General features: G+C 70.9%; 14 protein-coding genes. 10 read left to right on the top strand and 4 right to left on the bottom strand.

Annotation, left to right across the window (positions count from 1 at the left end):
- Nucleotides 1-60: 60 nt before the first annotated feature.
- Together B1205_RS15955 and B1205_RS15960 are read left to right on the top strand one after the other, a co-directional pair.
- Nucleotides 61-1,407 carry a hypothetical protein gene (locus tag B1205_RS15955; RefSeq protein ID WP_089156334.1) on the top strand — a complete coding sequence of 449 codons (1,347 nt, stop codon included), beginning with the start codon at nucleotides 61-63 and terminating at the stop codon, nucleotides 1,405-1,407.
- Between the two features lie 99 nt (nucleotides 1,408-1,506).
- Entirely contained in the window at nucleotides 1,507-3,768 is a 2,262-nt protein-coding gene (locus B1205_RS15960; RefSeq protein ID WP_089156335.1) for a tetratricopeptide repeat protein, read from the top strand.
- A gap of 35 nt (nucleotides 3,769-3,803) precedes the next feature.
- Here the strand turns inward: B1205_RS15960 and B1205_RS31660 are convergent, their stop codons facing one another.
- The gene (locus B1205_RS31660; RefSeq protein WP_254909988.1) at nucleotides 3,804-3,965 is read right to left on the bottom strand and encodes a hypothetical protein; all 162 of its coding nucleotides are present in this window, start codon (nucleotides 3,963-3,965) and stop codon (nucleotides 3,804-3,806) included.
- Nucleotides 3,962-5,083: an aspartate aminotransferase family protein gene (locus B1205_RS15965; protein ID WP_254909989.1), complete on the bottom strand. Its 1,122-nt coding sequence runs from the start codon at nucleotides 5,081-5,083 to the stop codon at nucleotides 3,962-3,964. The genes B1205_RS31660 and B1205_RS15965 overlap by 4 nt, the downstream gene beginning before the upstream one ends.
- Before the next feature lie 85 nt (nucleotides 5,084-5,168).
- Between B1205_RS15965 and B1205_RS15970 the strand changes: the two genes are divergently transcribed.
- The gene (locus B1205_RS15970; protein WP_089156336.1) at nucleotides 5,169-6,056 is read left to right on the top strand and encodes a LysR family transcriptional regulator; all 888 of its coding nucleotides are present in this window, start codon (nucleotides 5,169-5,171) and stop codon (nucleotides 6,054-6,056) included.
- 50 nt (nucleotides 6,057-6,106) lie between these two features.
- Here B1205_RS15970 and B1205_RS15975 read toward each other — a convergent pair whose 3' ends face one another.
- Together B1205_RS15975 and B1205_RS15980 are read right to left on the bottom strand one after the other, a co-directional pair.
- A complete protein-coding gene (locus B1205_RS15975) occupies nucleotides 6,107-7,294 on the bottom strand; it encodes a GNAT family N-acetyltransferase (RefSeq protein ID WP_089156403.1) in 1,188 nt (395 codons plus the stop codon).
- Nucleotides 7,295-7,393: 99 nt separating this feature from the next.
- Nucleotides 7,394-8,620: an MFS transporter gene (locus tag B1205_RS15980; RefSeq protein WP_176308630.1), complete on the bottom strand. Its 1,227-nt coding sequence runs from the start codon at nucleotides 8,618-8,620 to the stop codon at nucleotides 7,394-7,396.
- 483 nt (nucleotides 8,621-9,103) lie between these two features.
- On the opposite strand from B1205_RS15980, the gene B1205_RS15985 reads away from it, so the two are divergent.
- The 7 genes from B1205_RS15985 to B1205_RS16015 all read left to right on the top strand — a co-directional run bounded on the left by B1205_RS15985 (nucleotide 9,104) and on the right by B1205_RS16015 (nucleotide 16,432).
- Nucleotides 9,104-10,423 (top strand): SidA/IucD/PvdA family monooxygenase, encoded by a 1,320-nt coding sequence (locus B1205_RS15985; protein WP_254909990.1) that lies wholly within the window; start codon nucleotides 9,104-9,106, stop codon nucleotides 10,421-10,423.
- Nucleotides 10,420-10,788 (top strand): cupin domain-containing protein, encoded by a 369-nt coding sequence (locus B1205_RS15990; protein ID WP_176308631.1) that lies wholly within the window; start codon nucleotides 10,420-10,422, stop codon nucleotides 10,786-10,788. The genes B1205_RS15985 and B1205_RS15990 overlap by 4 nt, the downstream gene beginning before the upstream one ends.
- Nucleotides 10,788-12,341: a class I tRNA ligase family protein gene (locus tag B1205_RS15995; RefSeq protein ID WP_089156339.1), complete on the top strand. Its 1,554-nt coding sequence runs from the start codon at nucleotides 10,788-10,790 to the stop codon at nucleotides 12,339-12,341. The genes B1205_RS15990 and B1205_RS15995 overlap by 1 nt, the downstream gene beginning before the upstream one ends.
- A complete protein-coding gene (locus B1205_RS16000) occupies nucleotides 12,338-13,450 on the top strand; it encodes an NAD(P)/FAD-dependent oxidoreductase (RefSeq protein WP_176308632.1) in 1,113 nt (370 codons plus the stop codon). The genes B1205_RS15995 and B1205_RS16000 overlap by 4 nt, the downstream gene beginning before the upstream one ends.
- Nucleotides 13,447-14,748, top strand: coding sequence for an ATP-grasp domain-containing protein (locus B1205_RS16005; RefSeq protein ID WP_089156406.1), 1,302 nt, complete (start codon nucleotides 13,447-13,449; stop codon nucleotides 14,746-14,748). The genes B1205_RS16000 and B1205_RS16005 overlap by 4 nt, the downstream gene beginning before the upstream one ends.
- Complete coding sequence (locus B1205_RS16010) at nucleotides 14,745-15,080, top strand: hypothetical protein (RefSeq protein ID WP_089156340.1); 336 nt, start codon at nucleotides 14,745-14,747, stop codon at nucleotides 15,078-15,080. The genes B1205_RS16005 and B1205_RS16010 overlap by 4 nt, the downstream gene beginning before the upstream one ends.
- Complete coding sequence (locus tag B1205_RS16015) at nucleotides 15,077-16,432, top strand: FAD-binding oxidoreductase (RefSeq protein ID WP_089156341.1); 1,356 nt, start codon at nucleotides 15,077-15,079, stop codon at nucleotides 16,430-16,432. The genes B1205_RS16010 and B1205_RS16015 overlap by 4 nt, the downstream gene beginning before the upstream one ends.
- Nucleotides 16,433-16,601 lie beyond the last annotated feature (169 nt).

Here is a 16,601-nt window from a genome sequence, read left to right on the forward strand (position 1 = left end):
GTACCGCGCCGCCGGTTTGCCCCACCCACCCGGCGATCCAGCACCGACAGGGGAGGACCGATGAGCCGCACCGGACACGGCCAGAGCCCCGCCGGGTCGATGGCAGGCGACACACTGCCCGGTCCGACGGCGGCGGACACAGGCGGCTTCGCCCCGGACCGACCCGTACCCGTACCCGCGCTGGCGTTTCTCCGCGAAGGCGAGGACGTCGTCGTCGGCCGGCACGGGACTGGCTCCTACGCAGTCGTTCCCGCCGACGCCGCCGAAGTGGTGCACCGGCTGATCGAGGGGATGACCCCCGAGCAGGCCGGCCAGTGGTACGCCAGCCGGTACGACGAAGAGATCGACATCATCGGGATGCTGGACGACCTCGCCGCGATCGGCGTACTCGACCCGCCCGGCGCCGGCCCGACCGGCGACACGGTGGCCGGCCCCGGCCCCGGCCCCGAGCGGACCGGCCCGGGTGACGCGGCGGCCGGCGGTCGGGTGCGCTGGCAGCGGCTCGGCGCGGTCGCCTTCTCCCCGATGGCATTGGTCGCCTACGCGTTACTGGTGGCCACCGGGGTCGTCGTCGCGGTCGCCGAGCCCGACCTGCGTCCGCACTACGGCCAGATCTTCTTCACCGACTACCTGACCATCGTCACGATCGTGCTCGCGGTCGGCCAGTGGCCCTTCGTACTGCTGCACGAGGCGGCGCACGCCCTGGCGGGGCGGCGGCTCGGGCTGAACAGCACCCTGAGCATCGGTCACCGCCTGCACTACCTGGTCTTCGAGACCTCGATGGACGGGCTGGTGATGGTGCCCCGCCGCAGCCGGTGGATACCGATGCTGGCGGGTATGGGCGCCGACCTGGTGGTCATGGCCCTGCTGACACTGACCGCGGCGGCGCTGCGGGCCGACGACGGTTCGCTGCCCCTGCTGGCCCGGGTCTGCCTGGCGATCAGCTTCGGCACCATGCTGCGCATCCTCTGGCAGTTCTTCTTCTACCTGCGCACCGATCTCTACTATCTGCTCTCGCTGGTGCTCGGCACAGTCGATCTGCACTCGGCGGCCACTCTGCTGCTGCGCCAGCGAATCCGCCGGTTGCTGCACCGGCCCGCCCCAGCCGGCGGTGATCCGGACCCGCACCCCACCGACCGGCGCGCCGCCCGCTGGTATGTCTGGTTCATGGTGGCCGGTTACGCGGTCACCCTGGCCACGATGGTCTTCGCGGTCGTGCCGCTCGCCCTCACCTTCATCACCGAGGCCGTCGCCGAACTCGACGGCAGGGCCGGCACCGCCAACCTGATCGACTCGGCGATGATCCTCGCCCTCAGCGCCGGCCAGCTCGGCATCGTCGGCTACCTCGCGGTCCGCAACCGCCGCCGGGCCGCCCGGGCCCGCGACGTGTCGGCCGCCTCCACCTGAGCGCACGTCGGTCCACCGACCCGACCGTACGTTGATCTCCGATCTGACGACACGCCCGTCCTCCGGCCCGTCCGGGCAGCACGGCAGAAGGGTACGACCATGGCAGAAACCCCGCACCGTTGGATCCGCGCGGCCCGGTACGGTGATCGACGCCGGCTGCTCACCACCGGGGTCGACCTGCCGATCCTCGCCGATCTGGACGCCCACCGCCGGCTGCGCGGGCCGTACACGGCGGTCGGCACGCTGGTGCGGGCCATCGTCCCCACCCTGCTGGAGCGGCGACCCGAGCTGGTCACCCGGCACGAGATCGAGATCCTCTCCGTCGCCCACGAGCTGCGCGAACTCGTGCCGGCCAACCGGGAGACGCTGACCTCCCTGGCGGTACCGACCGAGCGGACCCGCTTCTACTCGCGGATGCGGACCCTACGTCACGCGCACGGCATCGTCGAGTTGCTGCACGCCGCGCTGCCGGTACTCGCCGACGGACCGTCGGGGTCGGCCGCCGGATCGCCGAACTCCACCACCGGACCGTGGTGCCTGCTGGTGCAGAACCTGCACGAGGCCGACCCGACCGACCAGGAGTTCTTCGCGGTGCTGCTGCGCCGCGCCGATCGGCGGCTGCTGCACCTGCGGCTGGCGACTGCCTCGGAGACGGTCGCGGACCCGGTCGGGGCGGTGGCGGTCTCCCTGCAACCGGCGCTGCACCGGTACGCGTTGCCGGTCGAAAACCTCGCGCCCGAAGCCGCGGCGGCTGACCGGATCGGTGTTCCGGTGCCGGCCGGCGCTGATCCGACCCTGCTGGCCCGGGCCTATGTCGCCGCCGACTGCGTCGACGACGACCCGGAGGTGCTGCGGGCCTACGCCGACACCGCTCCGGAGACCCGGGCGGCCTGGCACGACGAGCGGGCCGATCAGCTCGCCACGCGCAACGAGTGGTCGTTGCGGCTCGGTGCCGTCCCGTGGCACCGGGAGCGGGGCTCGGCACCCCGGGTGGCAGGTGTCGAGGCACTCCGCGAAGCGCTGGAGTACGGCGTCAACATGGGCTTCTACCACGCGACCATCGACTACGGTCAGCGCGGTCGGGCTCTGGTCGACTGGACCGAGCAGCTCGGCCAGTGGTGGGCCTTCACCACCAAGTCGACCACCTCACTGCTGGCGCTGGGCCGGCCGATGGAGGCGCTGGCCCTCTACGACGAGGCTCGCCGGCACACCGACAACCCGACCGTACACATGCAGGCGGCGTACGCCACCTCGATGATCTACACCCGGCACGTGGAGACCGGCGAACGCGACCACCGTCAGGCCCGGGCCTGGAGCAACGCGGCGATCGCCTACGCCCGGCTGATGTCCGACCCGAGAGAGCGGGCCGCGCACCTGGTCTTCAACCGCAACGGCCTCGCCCTGGTCGCCATGCACGAAGGGCAGCTCGAAGAGGCGTTGCAACTGGTCACCGAGGGATTGGCCGACCTGGACCAGACCCTGGGGACCGATCAGCACCAGTTGCACCGCTCGGTGCTGCGGCACAACCGGTCGCAACTGCTCTCCGCGCTCGGCAAACCGGATGAGGCGCTGGTGGAGCTGGACGCGGTGATCACCAACGACCCGAACTACGCCGAATACCACCTCGACCGGGGCTCCCTGCTGCGCCGGCTGGGCCGTCCGGAGGATGCGCTGGTCAGCTATGAGCGGGCGCTACGGCTGTCGCCGCCGTTCCCGGAGGTCCACTACAACCGGGCGGACACCCTGCTGGAGCTCGGTCAGGTCGAGGCGGCGCTGGCCGGGTTCAGCTACGTGCTGGAGCTGGACCCGCAGCACCTGGACGCCCGGATCAACCGCGCCGGGCTGCGGTACGCCCTCGACGACACCGAGGGCGCCTGGGCGGATGTCCACGACGGGTTGGCGCAGCATCCGGGCAACGCGCATCTGATCTGCGTACGCGGACAGCTGGAACTGGCCGACGATCCGGAGCTGGCCCGGCGGACGCTGAGTGCCGCGCTGGCCGAGGCGCCCGGGTTGGCCAGCGCCTGGGCCGCCCGGGGACTTGCCGCCCACCAGGCCGGCGATCTGGTGGCGGCGGTCGCTGACCTGGGGCGGGCGATCGAGCTGGACGACAATCCGGCCAACCGCTTCAACCGGGGCATGACGTTGCTCGACGCGGGGCGTTACGACGACGCGCTCACCGATCTCACGGTCGCGGTGCGGGCCGAGGATGAGCCGCTGACCCGGCTGCACCGGGGCGCCTGCCTGCTCGCCCTGGGCCGGAACACCGAGGCGGACGAGGAGTTCCGGGCCTGCCTGGCCGCCGACCCGGAGCTGGCTGACGAGGTACGCGAACAGCGCGAACGTCTGCTGCCGGCGTGAGCCCCGCGATCATGGGCGGATAGGGGATCCTGCGGTTAGGAAGGGGTGACGGCGGACGAAGGTATGAACCGCGGCACCACATCGGCGAGTGCCTGGTCGAGGATTTCCAGGCCCAGCTCCAGCTCCGCGTGGCTGGAGGTGAGTGCCGGCGCGATGCGGAAGACGCCGCCCAGGCCCGGCAGCTGCACCACGTTCATGTGCAGGNCGACTCCCGGTCGCTGACCAGCTCGAGCCCGACCAGCAGCCCGCGACCGCGCACATCGCCGACCACCGGGTGCCGTCGGCTGATCTCCTGGAGTCCCTTGCGCAGGTACGAGCCCAGTTCCGCCGCCTGCTCGTCGAGGCGGTCGGCCGCCAGCACGTCCAGGACCGTGTTGCCGACCGCGGCCACCAGCGGGTCCGACACGTGCGTGGTGAAGAAGAGGAAACCGCGCTCGTGCGCCGTCTGCTCGATCTCCGGGCTGGTCACCACAGCAGCCAGCGGCAGGCCGGCGCCGAGCGTCTTGGACAGGGTCAGGATGTCCGGCACGACGCCGTCACGCTGGAACGCGTACCACTCTCCGGTGCGGCACAGACCGGTCTGCGCCTCGTCGAGGATCAACAGCCCGCCGCGCTCGTGCACCTTGTCGCGCAGCGCCGCGAGGTATCCCGGCGGCAGGTCGATCACCCCGCCGGAGCTGAGGATCGGCTCGACGATGCACGCCGCGAGGCTGCCCACCGACTGGGCGTCGAACAGCTCGAACGCGAACTCCAGCTGACGCCGCCAGTCCAGCTCGCCGCTGGGAGAGGTGAAGTCGGGTCGGTACGCGTTCGGCGTGGGGATCGCGAAGTTGCCGGGGACTGCGGGCCCGTACCCCTTGCGTCCTGAGCTGTAGGTGGCGCTCGCCGCAGCGTGCGTCATCCCGTGCCACGACCGGGCGAACGAGATGATCTCGTGCCGACCGGTGACCAGCTTCGCCATCCGGATCGCCGCCTCGTTGGCCTCCGCGCCGGTGGTGAGCAGCAGGACCTTCTCCAGCGGCGCGGGCAGCGTGCCGGCGAGGCGGCGTGCCAGCTCGACCACGGGACGGCTCAGCATGCCACTGAAGAGGTGGTCGAGAGTGGCTGCCTGCCGCTGGATCGTGGCGACGACGGCCGGGTGGGAGTGGCCGAGGATCGCGCTCATCTGCCCCGACGTGAAGTCGAGCAGGCGGCGGCCGTCGGCGGTGAAGACGAAACTGCCCTCGGCGCGTTCGATGATCTCGGGTACGAAGCTGCCCGCACCGATGTAGCGGACCAGGTGACGATCGGCGTCGGACCAGAACGAATCAGCCATGGACCGACGCTAGGCAGTCCCGGATGGGCACGTCCATCGCACATTTCCGCTGCCGCTGTTAAGCAGAGCCGTACAGTCGCGGGTCATGACGTTGAATCCGTGGCGGCTGCGCCTCCTTGCCGACCTGGCGACCCTCGGCACCGTCCGGGCCGTTGCGCAGCGCGGCAACCTGAGCCCGTCGGCGGTGTCGCAGCAGCTGACCACGCTGGAGCGGGAGACCCGGACCGCGCTGCTGGAACGCACCGGGCGGCGGGTGCGGCTCACCGCGGCCGGCATGTTGCTCGCCGGCCGGGCTCGGGAGATCCTCGCGGCCATGGACGCGGCCGAGACGGAGCTGCGCCGCCTCGCCGATGAGCCGGCCGGCACGGTCACCGTGGCCGCGTTCCAGAGCGCCGTGCAGGCCCTCGCCGAACCGGCGCTCGCCCGTCTCGCCGCCCGACACCCCGACGTGAGCGTGGTGTTGCTGGAGTTGGAGCCGCACGAGAGCATGCCCGCGCTGCGTCGCGGCGACGTCGACCTGATCATCACCACGGCCGACTTCGCCGGCGCCGAGCTCTCCCCGCAGATCCACCTGGTGCCGCTCGCCACCGACCCGGTCGTGCTCGTGCTGCCTCCGGCGCATCCGCTGGCCAGCGCCGAGTCGGTGGCCCTGGAGGCGTGCGCGCAGCAGCGCTGGACGTTCGACGTCGCCGGCTCGTACATGTCCGAGCTGTCCACCCGGCTGTGCCGGGAGGCCGGCTTCGAGCCCGTGGTGGTCTGTCGGTTCAACAACTACATGCTGGCACTCCAGCACGTGGAGAACGGCCGCTCGATCACCCTGCTGCCGAAGTTGGCGGTGGACCCCCGATACCGGGTGGTGACCCGACCGCTGAACCCGCCGCTGACCCGGCGCATCACCGCCGGTGTCCGGCGACCGGCCGCGTCCCGCCCCGAGGTGACGGCCGTACTCAATGCCCTGAGAGCAGGTGACTGACCTCGGCCGGACCGTCGGTCGGCCTGGTGCCAGCTCCGCCGTGGTCTGCATCAGCCCTTACCGAAGGCGTGCGGCGTGCGGCGGGGCAGCAGTGCGCGTAGCTCGGCCGCCACGTTGTCGGAGATGTCTCCCAGGCCGCGCGCGACGACGTCGGCCGGGTCCAGCACACCGTAGGCCAGTCCGGACAGTCCAGCGGCGGTGAGTGTGGCCCTCTCCCCGGTCGGTCCAGCGACGGTGACGTCGATCGTCCCGCGGGTCCCGTCGAGCAGATACCGCCCCGCGAGGAGTTCATCATCGACGATCTCTATCTGAGCCCGTCCGGAGCCACAGGGCACGTCGCGGAGCGCATCCATCGACAGGAGTCGACCCATCAGGGGCGGCGACGTGGGGAAGGCCGCCCTCGCCTCGGTCCGGACGGCAAGGGAGCCCGCCCAGGTCTCGGGATGCTCGTCCGGCGCGACGGTGAGCACGATCTCGGCGACCTGGTGGGCGTGCTGGGCGAGGAACTGGAGCAACAACGCCCGTCCGAGCCCACTGGTGTACAGCAACTCGTCACCGTGCAGGCGGCCGCCGTAGCCGTCGATGCGGTAGGTGAGCACACCGGCCACCTCCCCGTCGACCGAGGCGACGGCGAGCCAGCGGTCGGCGGGGGCGAGGATGCGGACAGCTCGGTAGTCGGGGGTGAACATGAAACCGTGCCGTTGCGCCAGCAGGCGTCGCTGGAAGGCGCGGTAGACCTCGAAGCCGTCCTGTATCCCCTGCCAGGACACGTCGCCGGGGAGTTCGACGCCCAGCAGCGGCGCCAACCCCTCGGGCTCGAACGTCGCCGTACGGTTCAGTGGCAGCCCGACGTAGCCCAGTTGTTCGTAGAACGACGGATGGAAGGGATAGAGCGTGGCCAGCAGGTGTCCCGTGTCGAGCATGTCGCGGTGAAGCCGGCGCATCAGTCGACGACAGTGGCCCTGCCGGCGGGCGGCGGGATGGGTGGCCACCCAGGCGATGCCCGCCATCCGCATGACGATGCCGCGCAGGTTCTGGTGCGTCGGGATCGCCGCCGCCGTGGCGAGCGTCCGGCCACCGTCCTCGGCGATCAGTGTGTGGTTGCCCTCGTGGAAGGGGAGAATGCTCGCCAGACCCGCCGCCGCGTCCGGCGACGGCGATCCGTCGAAGGCGTACGGATAGAGGGTGAAGGCGGTGCGCAGGCGCTCGTCGCCGGAGACATGGCGGATGTCGCTCATCAGGGTCAACCTTTCCTGCACGGCATGTTCGATCGGGGCAATCCGGCCCGCCCTCGGACGGGCCCGGCATCTGGCGGGCGGCGTCGCGCGGCGGTCGCACTACGGTGTCTGGCGCGGGGGTTTCATCCCGAGCAGGGCGCACCATGCCGCCACCAGTCCGAGTCCGCCGCACAGCCACCAGACCCCGTTGCCCAGCCCCACCCACGCCGCGACCCCGATCAGCGGGCCGGTGGCCATCCCCAGGCCGAAAGTCGCCTGGTGCGCGCTGATGTAGCGGGCGTTCACCGGCGCGGGAAACGTGGCGGGGTAGGCGAACATGGTGGGCCCGTTGATCATGGTGCCGAACACGAACACGACGGTGCACGCGACGAGCGCCACGGCTGAGCCACCGCTGACTCCGAAACTGGCCGCACCGACTGCCATGAGCACGGTGCCCGCCGTCGCCGCGACGTGACCGGGCCAGCGGGCGACGGTTGCGGTGATCTTCAGTTCGCAGAGGATGAGCACGATCGACGCGGTGACCAGTAGGCCGCTGTACAGACCGGTGGAATGCCCCTCGGAGCTGATCTTGAGCGGGAGGACGACGTTGAACTGGACGTAGATGACCGCACCGATCACCGTCGAGGCGAGGAAGAACCAGAAGCGCCTGTCACGCAACAGGATCCCGTACACCGTGCGGGATCCGGTGCCCCCCTGGACGACTGCGCCGGGCACCCTCCGTCCGGTCCGCAGATCGGGCAGCAGCCAGCGGGCGAGGATCGCGTAGACCAGCGCGGTGGCAGCGTCGAACCACAGCAACAGGTTCCAGTCCAGCAGGATCAGCCCGGCGGCGATCAGCGGGCTCAGCGCGGCGCCGATGTTCAGTGCGATGCGCATCATCGAAAAACCCATGACGCGCAGTTCGTCCGGCATCAGGTCGCTCAACAGTACGGCCGCGGCGGGACGGTAGCTCTGGGTCGCGAGCCCGGCCGACAGCAGGGCGATCATCAGCACGCCGAACGTCGAAGGCCGGCTGAGCAGAGGCAGGACGGCGAGGATCGCGGCGGAGCCGAGCATCGCGACGGTGATGGCGCCGCGCGGGCCGATGCGGTGGATCAGCTCGCCGCCGACGAGCACGCCCACCACCGATCCGACGCTGTAGGCGGCGATCGCGCTGCCGGCCTGTCCGGCGGACAACCCGCGGAAGACCAGGTAGGGCACCATGAACGTCTGGACCAACGCGCCAAGCTGGTTGACCAGCACGCCCCCGAGCAGATAGCGCACCGGTGTCGGAGTCCGGCGTAGGACGGTGAGCACACCGGCGGGTCTGGCGATGGTGGCGGTCACGGCGATGTCTCCAGGTGGCTCGTCGTCAGGTGGCGCACGGGCACAACATCGAAGGTGGCCTCTTCCGCCTCCGGCTGCCATTGCAGCGCGCCGAAGGGTTGGTCGGAAGTTTTGGCCGCGCAGAAGAACCAACCCGCCCCTCCCGTGGGAATAGCTGCCAGCGGAATTGGCGGTGGTGGCGGATCGCAGCGGATGACAGCCGCTGCGACAGGACTGCTCGTGCGTCACATGTCCAGGCCTCTTCCATTCGACCGACAAAGGACGATGCGCCGCAACCATTAACTCGTCGACCGCGATCACGATCACTTGATTGTCTTTCACTCCCAATGCTTTCCATCAATGCGTGCTTCAACTTGAGTGAATGCACGACAGCCGGAAAGCGCTGTTGTCGACGGTGCGCCGCGCCCCTGTGGCGTGCCGTCGCGGCACGTCACACCCGTCCCGGAAGGAATACGTGTGTCTGTCCACGACGTGGATGTTCTGATGATCGGCGCAGGTCCGTCGAACCTAGCGCTGGCGGTGGCCCTCGAGGAGTGCGACTCACCCGAGGTCGCCGGCAGGGCCATGGTCCTTGAGCAGTACGGGGATGTGAAGTGGCAGCGGAATCTGCTTCTGCCCTGGACCCGCAGCCAGGTGTCGTACCTCAAGGATCTGGTGACCCTGCGAAACCCGCGTAGCCGCTTCTCGTTCCTGAACTTCCTGCACGAGAACGGGGAACTTGACGAGTTCGTCAACCTCGGCACGTTCAACCCGTTCCGGTGGCAGCTGTCGGCCTACCAGCAGTGGGTGGCCGACACGTTGGAGCACGTCCGGGTGCGGTACCAGGTCCGCGCCGAGCGGATCCAGCCGATCCGGGCCGACGACGCCGCGGTACTCGGCTTTGTGGTGCACCTGTCCGACGGCGATACGGTCGTCTGCCGCGACCTGGTCTTCGGTGGTGGCCGGGACGCCTTCGTGCCCGAGGTGTTCCGCGGCCTGCCCACCGAGCGGGTCATCCACAGCACCGAGTACGGCAGCCGGGTCGGCGCCGCCACGAGTCTGGCCCGCCCGGGCGGCCCACTGCGGCCGGTGGTCATCGGTGGCGCGCAGAGCGCGGCCGAGATGTTCATGGCGCTGCACCAGGACGCCCCCGGCTCGTCGCCCGTGATGCTGCTGCGCTCGATCGCCCTCAAGAACTACCAGACCAGCAAGTTCGTCAACGAGCTGTTCTACCCGTCCTTCGTGGACACCTTTTTCGGCATGTCCGACCAGGTTCGCCACAAGGTGCTCAACGAGATGCACCTGACGAACTACGCGGGCCTGGCCCCGCCGTTCCTCGATGAGCTGTACTCGATGATCTACCGGCAGAAGATGCTCGGCCAACCCGTCTCCAGCGTCCGCGGGCTCACCGAGGTCGTCGGGGCGACGGTCGAGCCCGGGCCCGGAGGCGGTGAGGAGGTGGTGCTCGAGGTTCGCGACCTCCGGTACGACAGCGTGGAGCAGGTCCGATGCGACGCGCTCTTCCTGGGCACCGGTTTCGACTCACGGATGCCGGCGATGGTGCGCCACCTGGCCGACACCATCGGTCTGCCCACGGTCACCGTCAACCGGCACTACCGTGTCGATCTGGGCGCGGATGCCAGGGGCGCCCTGTACCTCCAGGGCGTCAACGAAGCCACGCACGGCATCTCCGACTCGCTCATCAGCGTGCTCGCGCAACGCTCGGCCGACATCGTCGGCGACATCGTCGACCGCCGTGCCGCCGACCGGGGCGCCGGCGTCGACCAGGTATCGGCCGACCGGGCGCTGGCGGTGCAGGCATGATCGACATTCGCCGCCTCGACCGTGACCGTCTGGAACCCGCCTACGGGGTCGTCGGCCAGCGCCTGCTGCCCTGGCCGGCGCTCAACGCGCCGTTCGAGGGCGCCTGGTGCGTCCTGCGTGCCGGGACGGAGTCGACTCCGCACTCCCACCACGAATACGAGATCTTCATCGCCGTCTCCGGCACCGCCACGGTGGTCGTCGACGGGACGCGGTCTCCGTTCACCGCGGGCGACATCGTCCGGATGCCGCCGGGGTCCACCCACCGGGTGGTCAACGACGGCCCCGACGACTTCGAATACTACGGAATCTGGTGGGACCACGAGATGTCGGCGACGTTCCTGGCCCGGCACGAAGCGGATCGATGATGAGCACCCGGACGGTGGTCATCTCGCCGGCGCCGACGGCGAACGGAGACCTGCACCTCGGGCACATCGCGGGCCCGTTCCTGGCTGCCGACGTGCACACCCGCTACGCGCGGGCGCAGGGGCGGGAGGTGCTCCTGGGCACCGGTTTCCAGGACACCTCGACGTTCGTGGTGACGACCGCCCACCGCCGCGGCGTCCACGCCGACGAGCTGGTGGCCACCTCGGCCGCGCAGATCGAGTCGACCCTGGCGACGATGGGAATCGGCGTCGACAGCTACACCGGCGACGACGACCGATTCACCGGGTGGGTTGTCGACTTCATCGGCCGGCTGCGCGCGGCAGGCCGGCTGGAGCTGAGGACGATGCCGTTCCCGTACTCGGAGCGGACCGGGCAGTTCCTGGTGGACGGCTTCGTCTCCGGCAACTGCCCGGAGTGCCTGGCCGAGGGCTGCGCCGGGCTGTGCGAGAGCTGCGGGCACCTGGTGCCGGCGGGCGAGCTGCTCAACCTGCGGTCCACCCTGGACCCGGACGAGCCGGTACCGCTGCGGAACGCCCGGGTGCTCGTCCTTCCGGTCGAGCGCTATCGCGATCGGCTCCGCACGCACGTCGAGAGGCACGCCGACGGTATGCGGCCGCACATGGCGCAGGCCATGGCGCGGGTGCTGTCTCGACCACTGCCCGACTTCCCGGTGACCTATCCGGTGCCGTGGGGCATCAAGGTGCCGTTTCCGGAGGTCGCGGGGCAGGTGGTCAACCCCAACGCCGAAGCGATGGCGTGGAGCATGCACTGCTCGGCGCTGGCGGCGGAGAGCCGAGGGCACCCCCCGTCCGGCGAGGACGGACTGTGGCTGGCCGGCAGCGAGTCGGAGATCGTCTACTTCCTCGGATTCGACAACTTCTACCCGTTCGCGATCACCGGTCCGGCGATGCTGCTGGCCTGCGACGACCGTTACGAGCTGCCCACCCGCTACCTGACCAACGAGTTCTACGAGCTGGACCACCAGAAGTTCTCCACCAGCCGCGGACATGTGGTTCGGGGCCGGGACCTGGCTGCCGAGGTGCCCCGCGACCTGATCCGGTTCTACCTGGCCACGACCAGCCCGGAACACCAGCGGACCAGCTTCAGCCGGGACGCGCTCGCGAGAGTCACCGAGTCCCGGCTGACCGGGCCATGGAACCGGGTCGCCGAGCGGGTGAACCGCTGGGTCGGGCGCGGCCCACTGCCGGTGTCGGCGCGCTCGCGCCACGCCGCAGCTCGCATGTCCGACCGGTTCGCGGCGTCCTACGAGCTGGCCGGGTTCAGCCTCAACCGCGCGGCGGAGGCGATCAGCGACCACCTGACCAGGCTGGACCGCTGGCCGGCGGCAGACGACGACGCCGGTGACTTCTGCTTCGAGGTCGGCTGGCTGCTCCGGGCGGCCGCGCCGATCCTGGTCGATCTGGCGGCCCATGCCTCGGGTGACTGCGCGAACGCCAGCACGAATCCCGCCGAGGTCACCTCCGTCGTCCCGGTGCCGCTGCCGCAGCTGGCCGCGGCGAGGGGCGGGCGATGACCGGGACCACCCGCCGGGCGGACCGGAACCGGCCGCGGATCGTGGTGGTCGGTGCCGGCGTCACCGGGCTGCTCGCCGCGATCCGGTGCGTCCTGGCCGGGCACCGGGTGGTGCTGCTGGAGCACGGCCCGATCCCGCATCCGGAGTCGACGTCCTTCGACCAGCACCGGGTTCTGCGCGCCCTGGCCAGCGGCGACGTGGCCGGCACCGAACGGGCGGCACAACTGCACCGCCGCTGGCGTGAGCTGGACTCCCTGATCAGCGGAGGCCTGTCGGGCGCCCGCCTCTATCGGCGCGTCGGGGTGCTGACGGCACTCCCTCCCNAGGCCACCGGGCTGCCGATCCGGGTCACCGACCCGGCGGACCGTCCGCACATCGGCTTTCCGGCCGGCGCCGCAGTCGTGTTCGAGCCGCACGCGGGCGTCCTGCTCGCCGACCGCATCCTGCGGGCAGCGGTCCGGTGGTTGCGGCGCCACCGGCTGGCGGACCTGCGGCCCGGCCGGGAGATCGTCGGCGTGGGACCGGACACCGGCCGGGTGCTGCTGGCCGACGGCTCGGTCGAGTCCGGTGACGCGGTGCTCGTCACGGCCGGGCCCTGGTCGGCGACCCTGATCGACCTGCCGGTGACGCTGCACCGGCAGACCATGGTCTATCTGCGGCCACCGGCTGAGCTGGTCCACAACTGGGTGGCGGCACCCGCGGCGGGTGGGATCGGCACCGACGGCCGAGCGTGGCTGCTGCCCCCGGTGGCGGACACCCTGCTCAAGATCAGCACCGATGCCGTCCGGCGTGGGGTGACCACGCTGTCCGATCCGGACGACGGAGCGGACTGGGCCGCCCGGGTGCTCTCGGCCGGCATCGTGGCCGACGTTCACCGGTACGACGTCGTGCGCGTGCGGCACTGCCACTACGCCACCGCAGCCGGCGCGGACACCGGCTTCGTCCGGATCGGGCTCCGGGCCTGGGCCCGCCCGGCCAGCGGCGGCGACGGATTCCGCACCGCTCCGCAGGCCGTCGACGCGGTCGTCGACGAGCTTCCGGGGTCGAGCCGCCGGTGCCGCGGCGTCGACCCCATGACACCCACCGCACCCTGGAGGACACCCTCATGACCACACCCGCACCCGGCGCGCTGCTCGTTGTCGGCAGCGGCCTCAGGCTCTACCGCGAGTACATCGTCCGTGCCGTCGCCGAACGTGCCCGCGAGGCCGGGCTGCGGCTGGTGCTGATCAACAACCTCCGGCCGACCTGGCAGCACGAGTACTTCGACGACATCGTCGTGGTCAACGTGTTCGATCACCGGCTGCTCGCCGAAACCGCCCGTGAGCTGGCCGGCAGGTACACCGTCACCGGGTTGATGTGCTGGGACGAGCCGCTGGTGATGCCCGCGGCCGAGCTGGCCGCCGAGTTCGGCGTGCCCGGACTGGGCATAGCAGGAGTGCACGGTTGCCGGGACAAGTACAGCTGCCGTACCCGGTTGACCGCGGCCGGCGCACCGCAACCCGGGTTCGAGCTGACCGCCGATCTCGACCAGGCCCGCACGGCCGCCGCCCGGATCGGATACCCGGTGATCGTCAAGCCGCGTGCGCTCGGCGCCAGCATGGGGGTTTCGCTCGCCTCCGACGAGCGGGAACTCGAGTTCGCGTACCGGGTCGCGCACGAGGCCAGCCTGATCGGCGACGAGCCCTACCGCGGTGGAGCGATCGTCGAGGGCTTCGTCGACGGTCCGGAGATCAGCGTCGACGGCGCCGTGCACAAGGGCGAGTACCTGCCGATGTTCGTCGCCAGGAAGACCACCGGCCTGCCACCGTTCTTCGAGGAGACGGGGCACGTCGTGGACTCCGCCGACCCGCTGCGGTCCGACGACACGCTGCGGGACGCGCTGGTCACGGCGCATCAGATCCTTGGCATCGAGAACGGCATCACGCACACCGAGGTTCGGCTGACCCCGGGCGGCCCGGTGATCATCGAGGTCAACGGCCGCCTCGGCGGTGACCTGATCCCGTATCTGGGTCAGATCGCCACCGGCATCGAACCGGGCAGCGTGCTGTTCGACGTCGCCACCGGCCAGCGGCCCGACCTCACCCATGCCCGCGCCGGTGTCGCCGGCATCCGGTTCGGCTACCCCGACCACGACTGCGTCGTACACTCGGTCGCCGTACCCGATCAGGCGCCCGGCCTGGTGCTCGCGTCCCGCATGGTCGAGCCGGGCACCACACTGCGGCTGCCACCGGGCGGCTACATCGCCCGCCACTCGTTCGTCGTCTGCTCCGCCCCGGACCCGGAAACCTGCGCCCGGCAGCTCGACGACGCGGTGGCACTGGTCGAACTGGATGCCGAACCGGTCGCTCCCCCGCCGCCGGGCACCACCCTGACGATGCCCGCCGGGCTGCTGGACGTGGACGCGTGAGCATCGACTACGACGGCCGTCGGTTTCGCGCGCTGGGCGGCGGCGACGGCACCTGCGCCGTGTACCACCAGCGCGGGAACCTGGTCTGGGCGGTGTTCGAGGGTGGACGAGTTCGGCGCGGCACGATCACCGGCACCTGCGACGAGCGCGGCGTGCTCAGCCTGGCCTACACCATGGTGCTGGCCAGCGGCGAGGTGATCGCCGGGCACAGCACCAACACGCCGCAGTGGCTCGGCGACACCCTGGTGCTGCGTGAGGTCTGGCAGCGCTACGGCGAGCACACCGCCACCGGCGTGTCGTACCTTGAGGAGATCCCGGGAGCGGCGCGATGACCGGATGGCGGATGCTGCGCGGTCTCGTCGACGGCGAGCTCCGGCTCCCCGGCGATCCCGGCTTCACGGAAGCAGGCTCGCCGGCGAACCGGCGGTTCGCCGGCATCCGACCGGCGGCCGTCCTCACGGTCGCTCACGCCGGGGATGTCAGCCGGGCCATCGACTGGGCCCGTGCCGAGTCGGTGCCGCTGGTCGTCCGTGGCGGCGGTCACAGCTATGCCGGTTACTCCGTGTCCTCCGGGCTGGTGCTGGACCTGCGGAAGCTCGCAGGTGTCCGGTTCGACCCGGACAACGGACAGGCCGTGGTGGCGGGCGGCACTCCGATGAAGGCCATCTACGCGGCCCTGCGGCCGCACGACGTCACGTTCCCGCTGGGCAACTCCGACACGGTCGGCATCGGGGGCCTGACCCTCGGCGGAGGTGTCACCACGATTTCTCGCGCGCACGGGCTCACCTGCGACGCGCTGGTCTCGACCGACGTGGTACTGGCCGACGGGACCAGGGTCACCGCCTCGGCGCGGGAACATCCGGACCTGTTCTGGGCGTGCCGGGGTGGCGGGGGCGGCAACTTCGGTGTCAACACGAGCTTCACCTTCCAGGTCCGCCCCGCTCCGGCCGGGTCGACCTGCCTGGTGCTGTGGTCGTGGCCGCACGCGGTCGAGGTGCTCGCCACGATGCAGGAGATCATGCGGACGGCACCGGACGGCTTCTCCGCCCGCATCGGCATCTCCCGCTCGTCCGGCGGCGCGGGTGTCGTGTCCGTGGTGGGCCACCACCTCGGCCCGGCGGCGGAGCTGCGCGAGTTGCTGGCGCCCGCCCACGCCGTCGCCCGGCCCCACCGGGCTGAGGTCGAGGACCGGGACTTCTGGGCTGCCGCCACCTACCTGCACCACAGCAGCGCCGGCGGCGCCTTCGCGGTACGCAACCGCTGCGTGCCGCATTCGATCGACGACGCCGGACTGGTCGCACTGGTACGGGGCGTGGAGAAGTGGCCCGGCAGCGGAAACGCGGACGGGGCCGGGGCCGCGCTGTTCGCGTGGGGCGGAGCGATCAGCCGCGTACCGGTGGCGGACACCGCGTTCCCGCATCGCGACACCCGGTTCCTGCTCAGCCTCGACACCTCATGGGCCGAAACCGACTCGCCGGAGGTCGTTCGCGCCAACCTGGAATGGCTGCATGCCCGCTACGTCGAGTCGGGCCGGTTCGCCCCGGACGCGTCCTACGTCAACTTCACCGACCCCGACCTCGAAGACTGGCAGCGGGCCTACTACGGGCCGAACGCCGATCGGCTCGTGCAGGTCAAACGCCGGTACGACCCGGACCGTTTCTTCGCCTTCCCACAGGCGGTGTGACCACGCTCCGGCGAGGTTCCGACGCTCCTCAGCGATCCCGCTCGCGAGCGGCGGCTGGGCGATCCCGACCCCGCCGGCCGGTGGGCAGGCGTATCGCCGGCCCGGTGGCCAGCCGGCCACCGCCCGCACGATGCACCCGTCCGAGCCCTGCCACCAGGTGGGGCTCGGA

The organism is Micromonospora sp. NBS 11-29, from assembly GCF_002140155.1.
Lineage (GTDB): Bacteria > Actinomycetota > Actinomycetes > Mycobacteriales > Micromonosporaceae > Micromonospora.

Bases quoted from the DNA above. Each gene is read 5' to 3' on its own strand.
- B1205_RS15955 (WP_089156334.1), top strand. From the start codon at position 61: ATGAGCCGCACCGGACACGGCCAGAGCCCCGCCGGGTCGATGGCAGGC.
- B1205_RS15960 (WP_089156335.1), top strand. From the start codon at position 1,507: ATGGCAGAAACCCCGCACCGTTGGATCCGCGCGGCCCGGTACGGTGAT.
- B1205_RS31660 (WP_254909988.1), bottom strand. From the start codon at position 3,965: ATGAACGTGGTGCAGCTGCCGGGCCTGGGCGGCGTCTTCCGCATCGCG.
- B1205_RS15970 (WP_089156336.1), top strand. From the start codon at position 5,169: ATGACGTTGAATCCGTGGCGGCTGCGCCTCCTTGCCGACCTGGCGACC.
- B1205_RS15975 (WP_089156403.1), bottom strand. From the start codon at position 7,294: ATGAGCGACATCCGCCATGTCTCCGGCGACGAGCGCCTGCGCACCGCC.
- B1205_RS15985 (WP_254909990.1), top strand. From the start codon at position 9,104: ATGATCGGCGCAGGTCCGTCGAACCTAGCGCTGGCGGTGGCCCTCGAG.
- B1205_RS15990 (WP_176308631.1), top strand. From the start codon at position 10,420: ATGATCGACATTCGCCGCCTCGACCGTGACCGTCTGGAACCCGCCTAC.
- B1205_RS15995 (WP_089156339.1), top strand. From the start codon at position 10,788: ATGAGCACCCGGACGGTGGTCATCTCGCCGGCGCCGACGGCGAACGGA.
- B1205_RS16005 (WP_089156406.1), top strand. From the start codon at position 13,447: ATGACCACACCCGCACCCGGCGCGCTGCTCGTTGTCGGCAGCGGCCTC.
- B1205_RS16015 (WP_089156341.1), top strand. From the start codon at position 15,077: ATGACCGGATGGCGGATGCTGCGCGGTCTCGTCGACGGCGAGCTCCGG.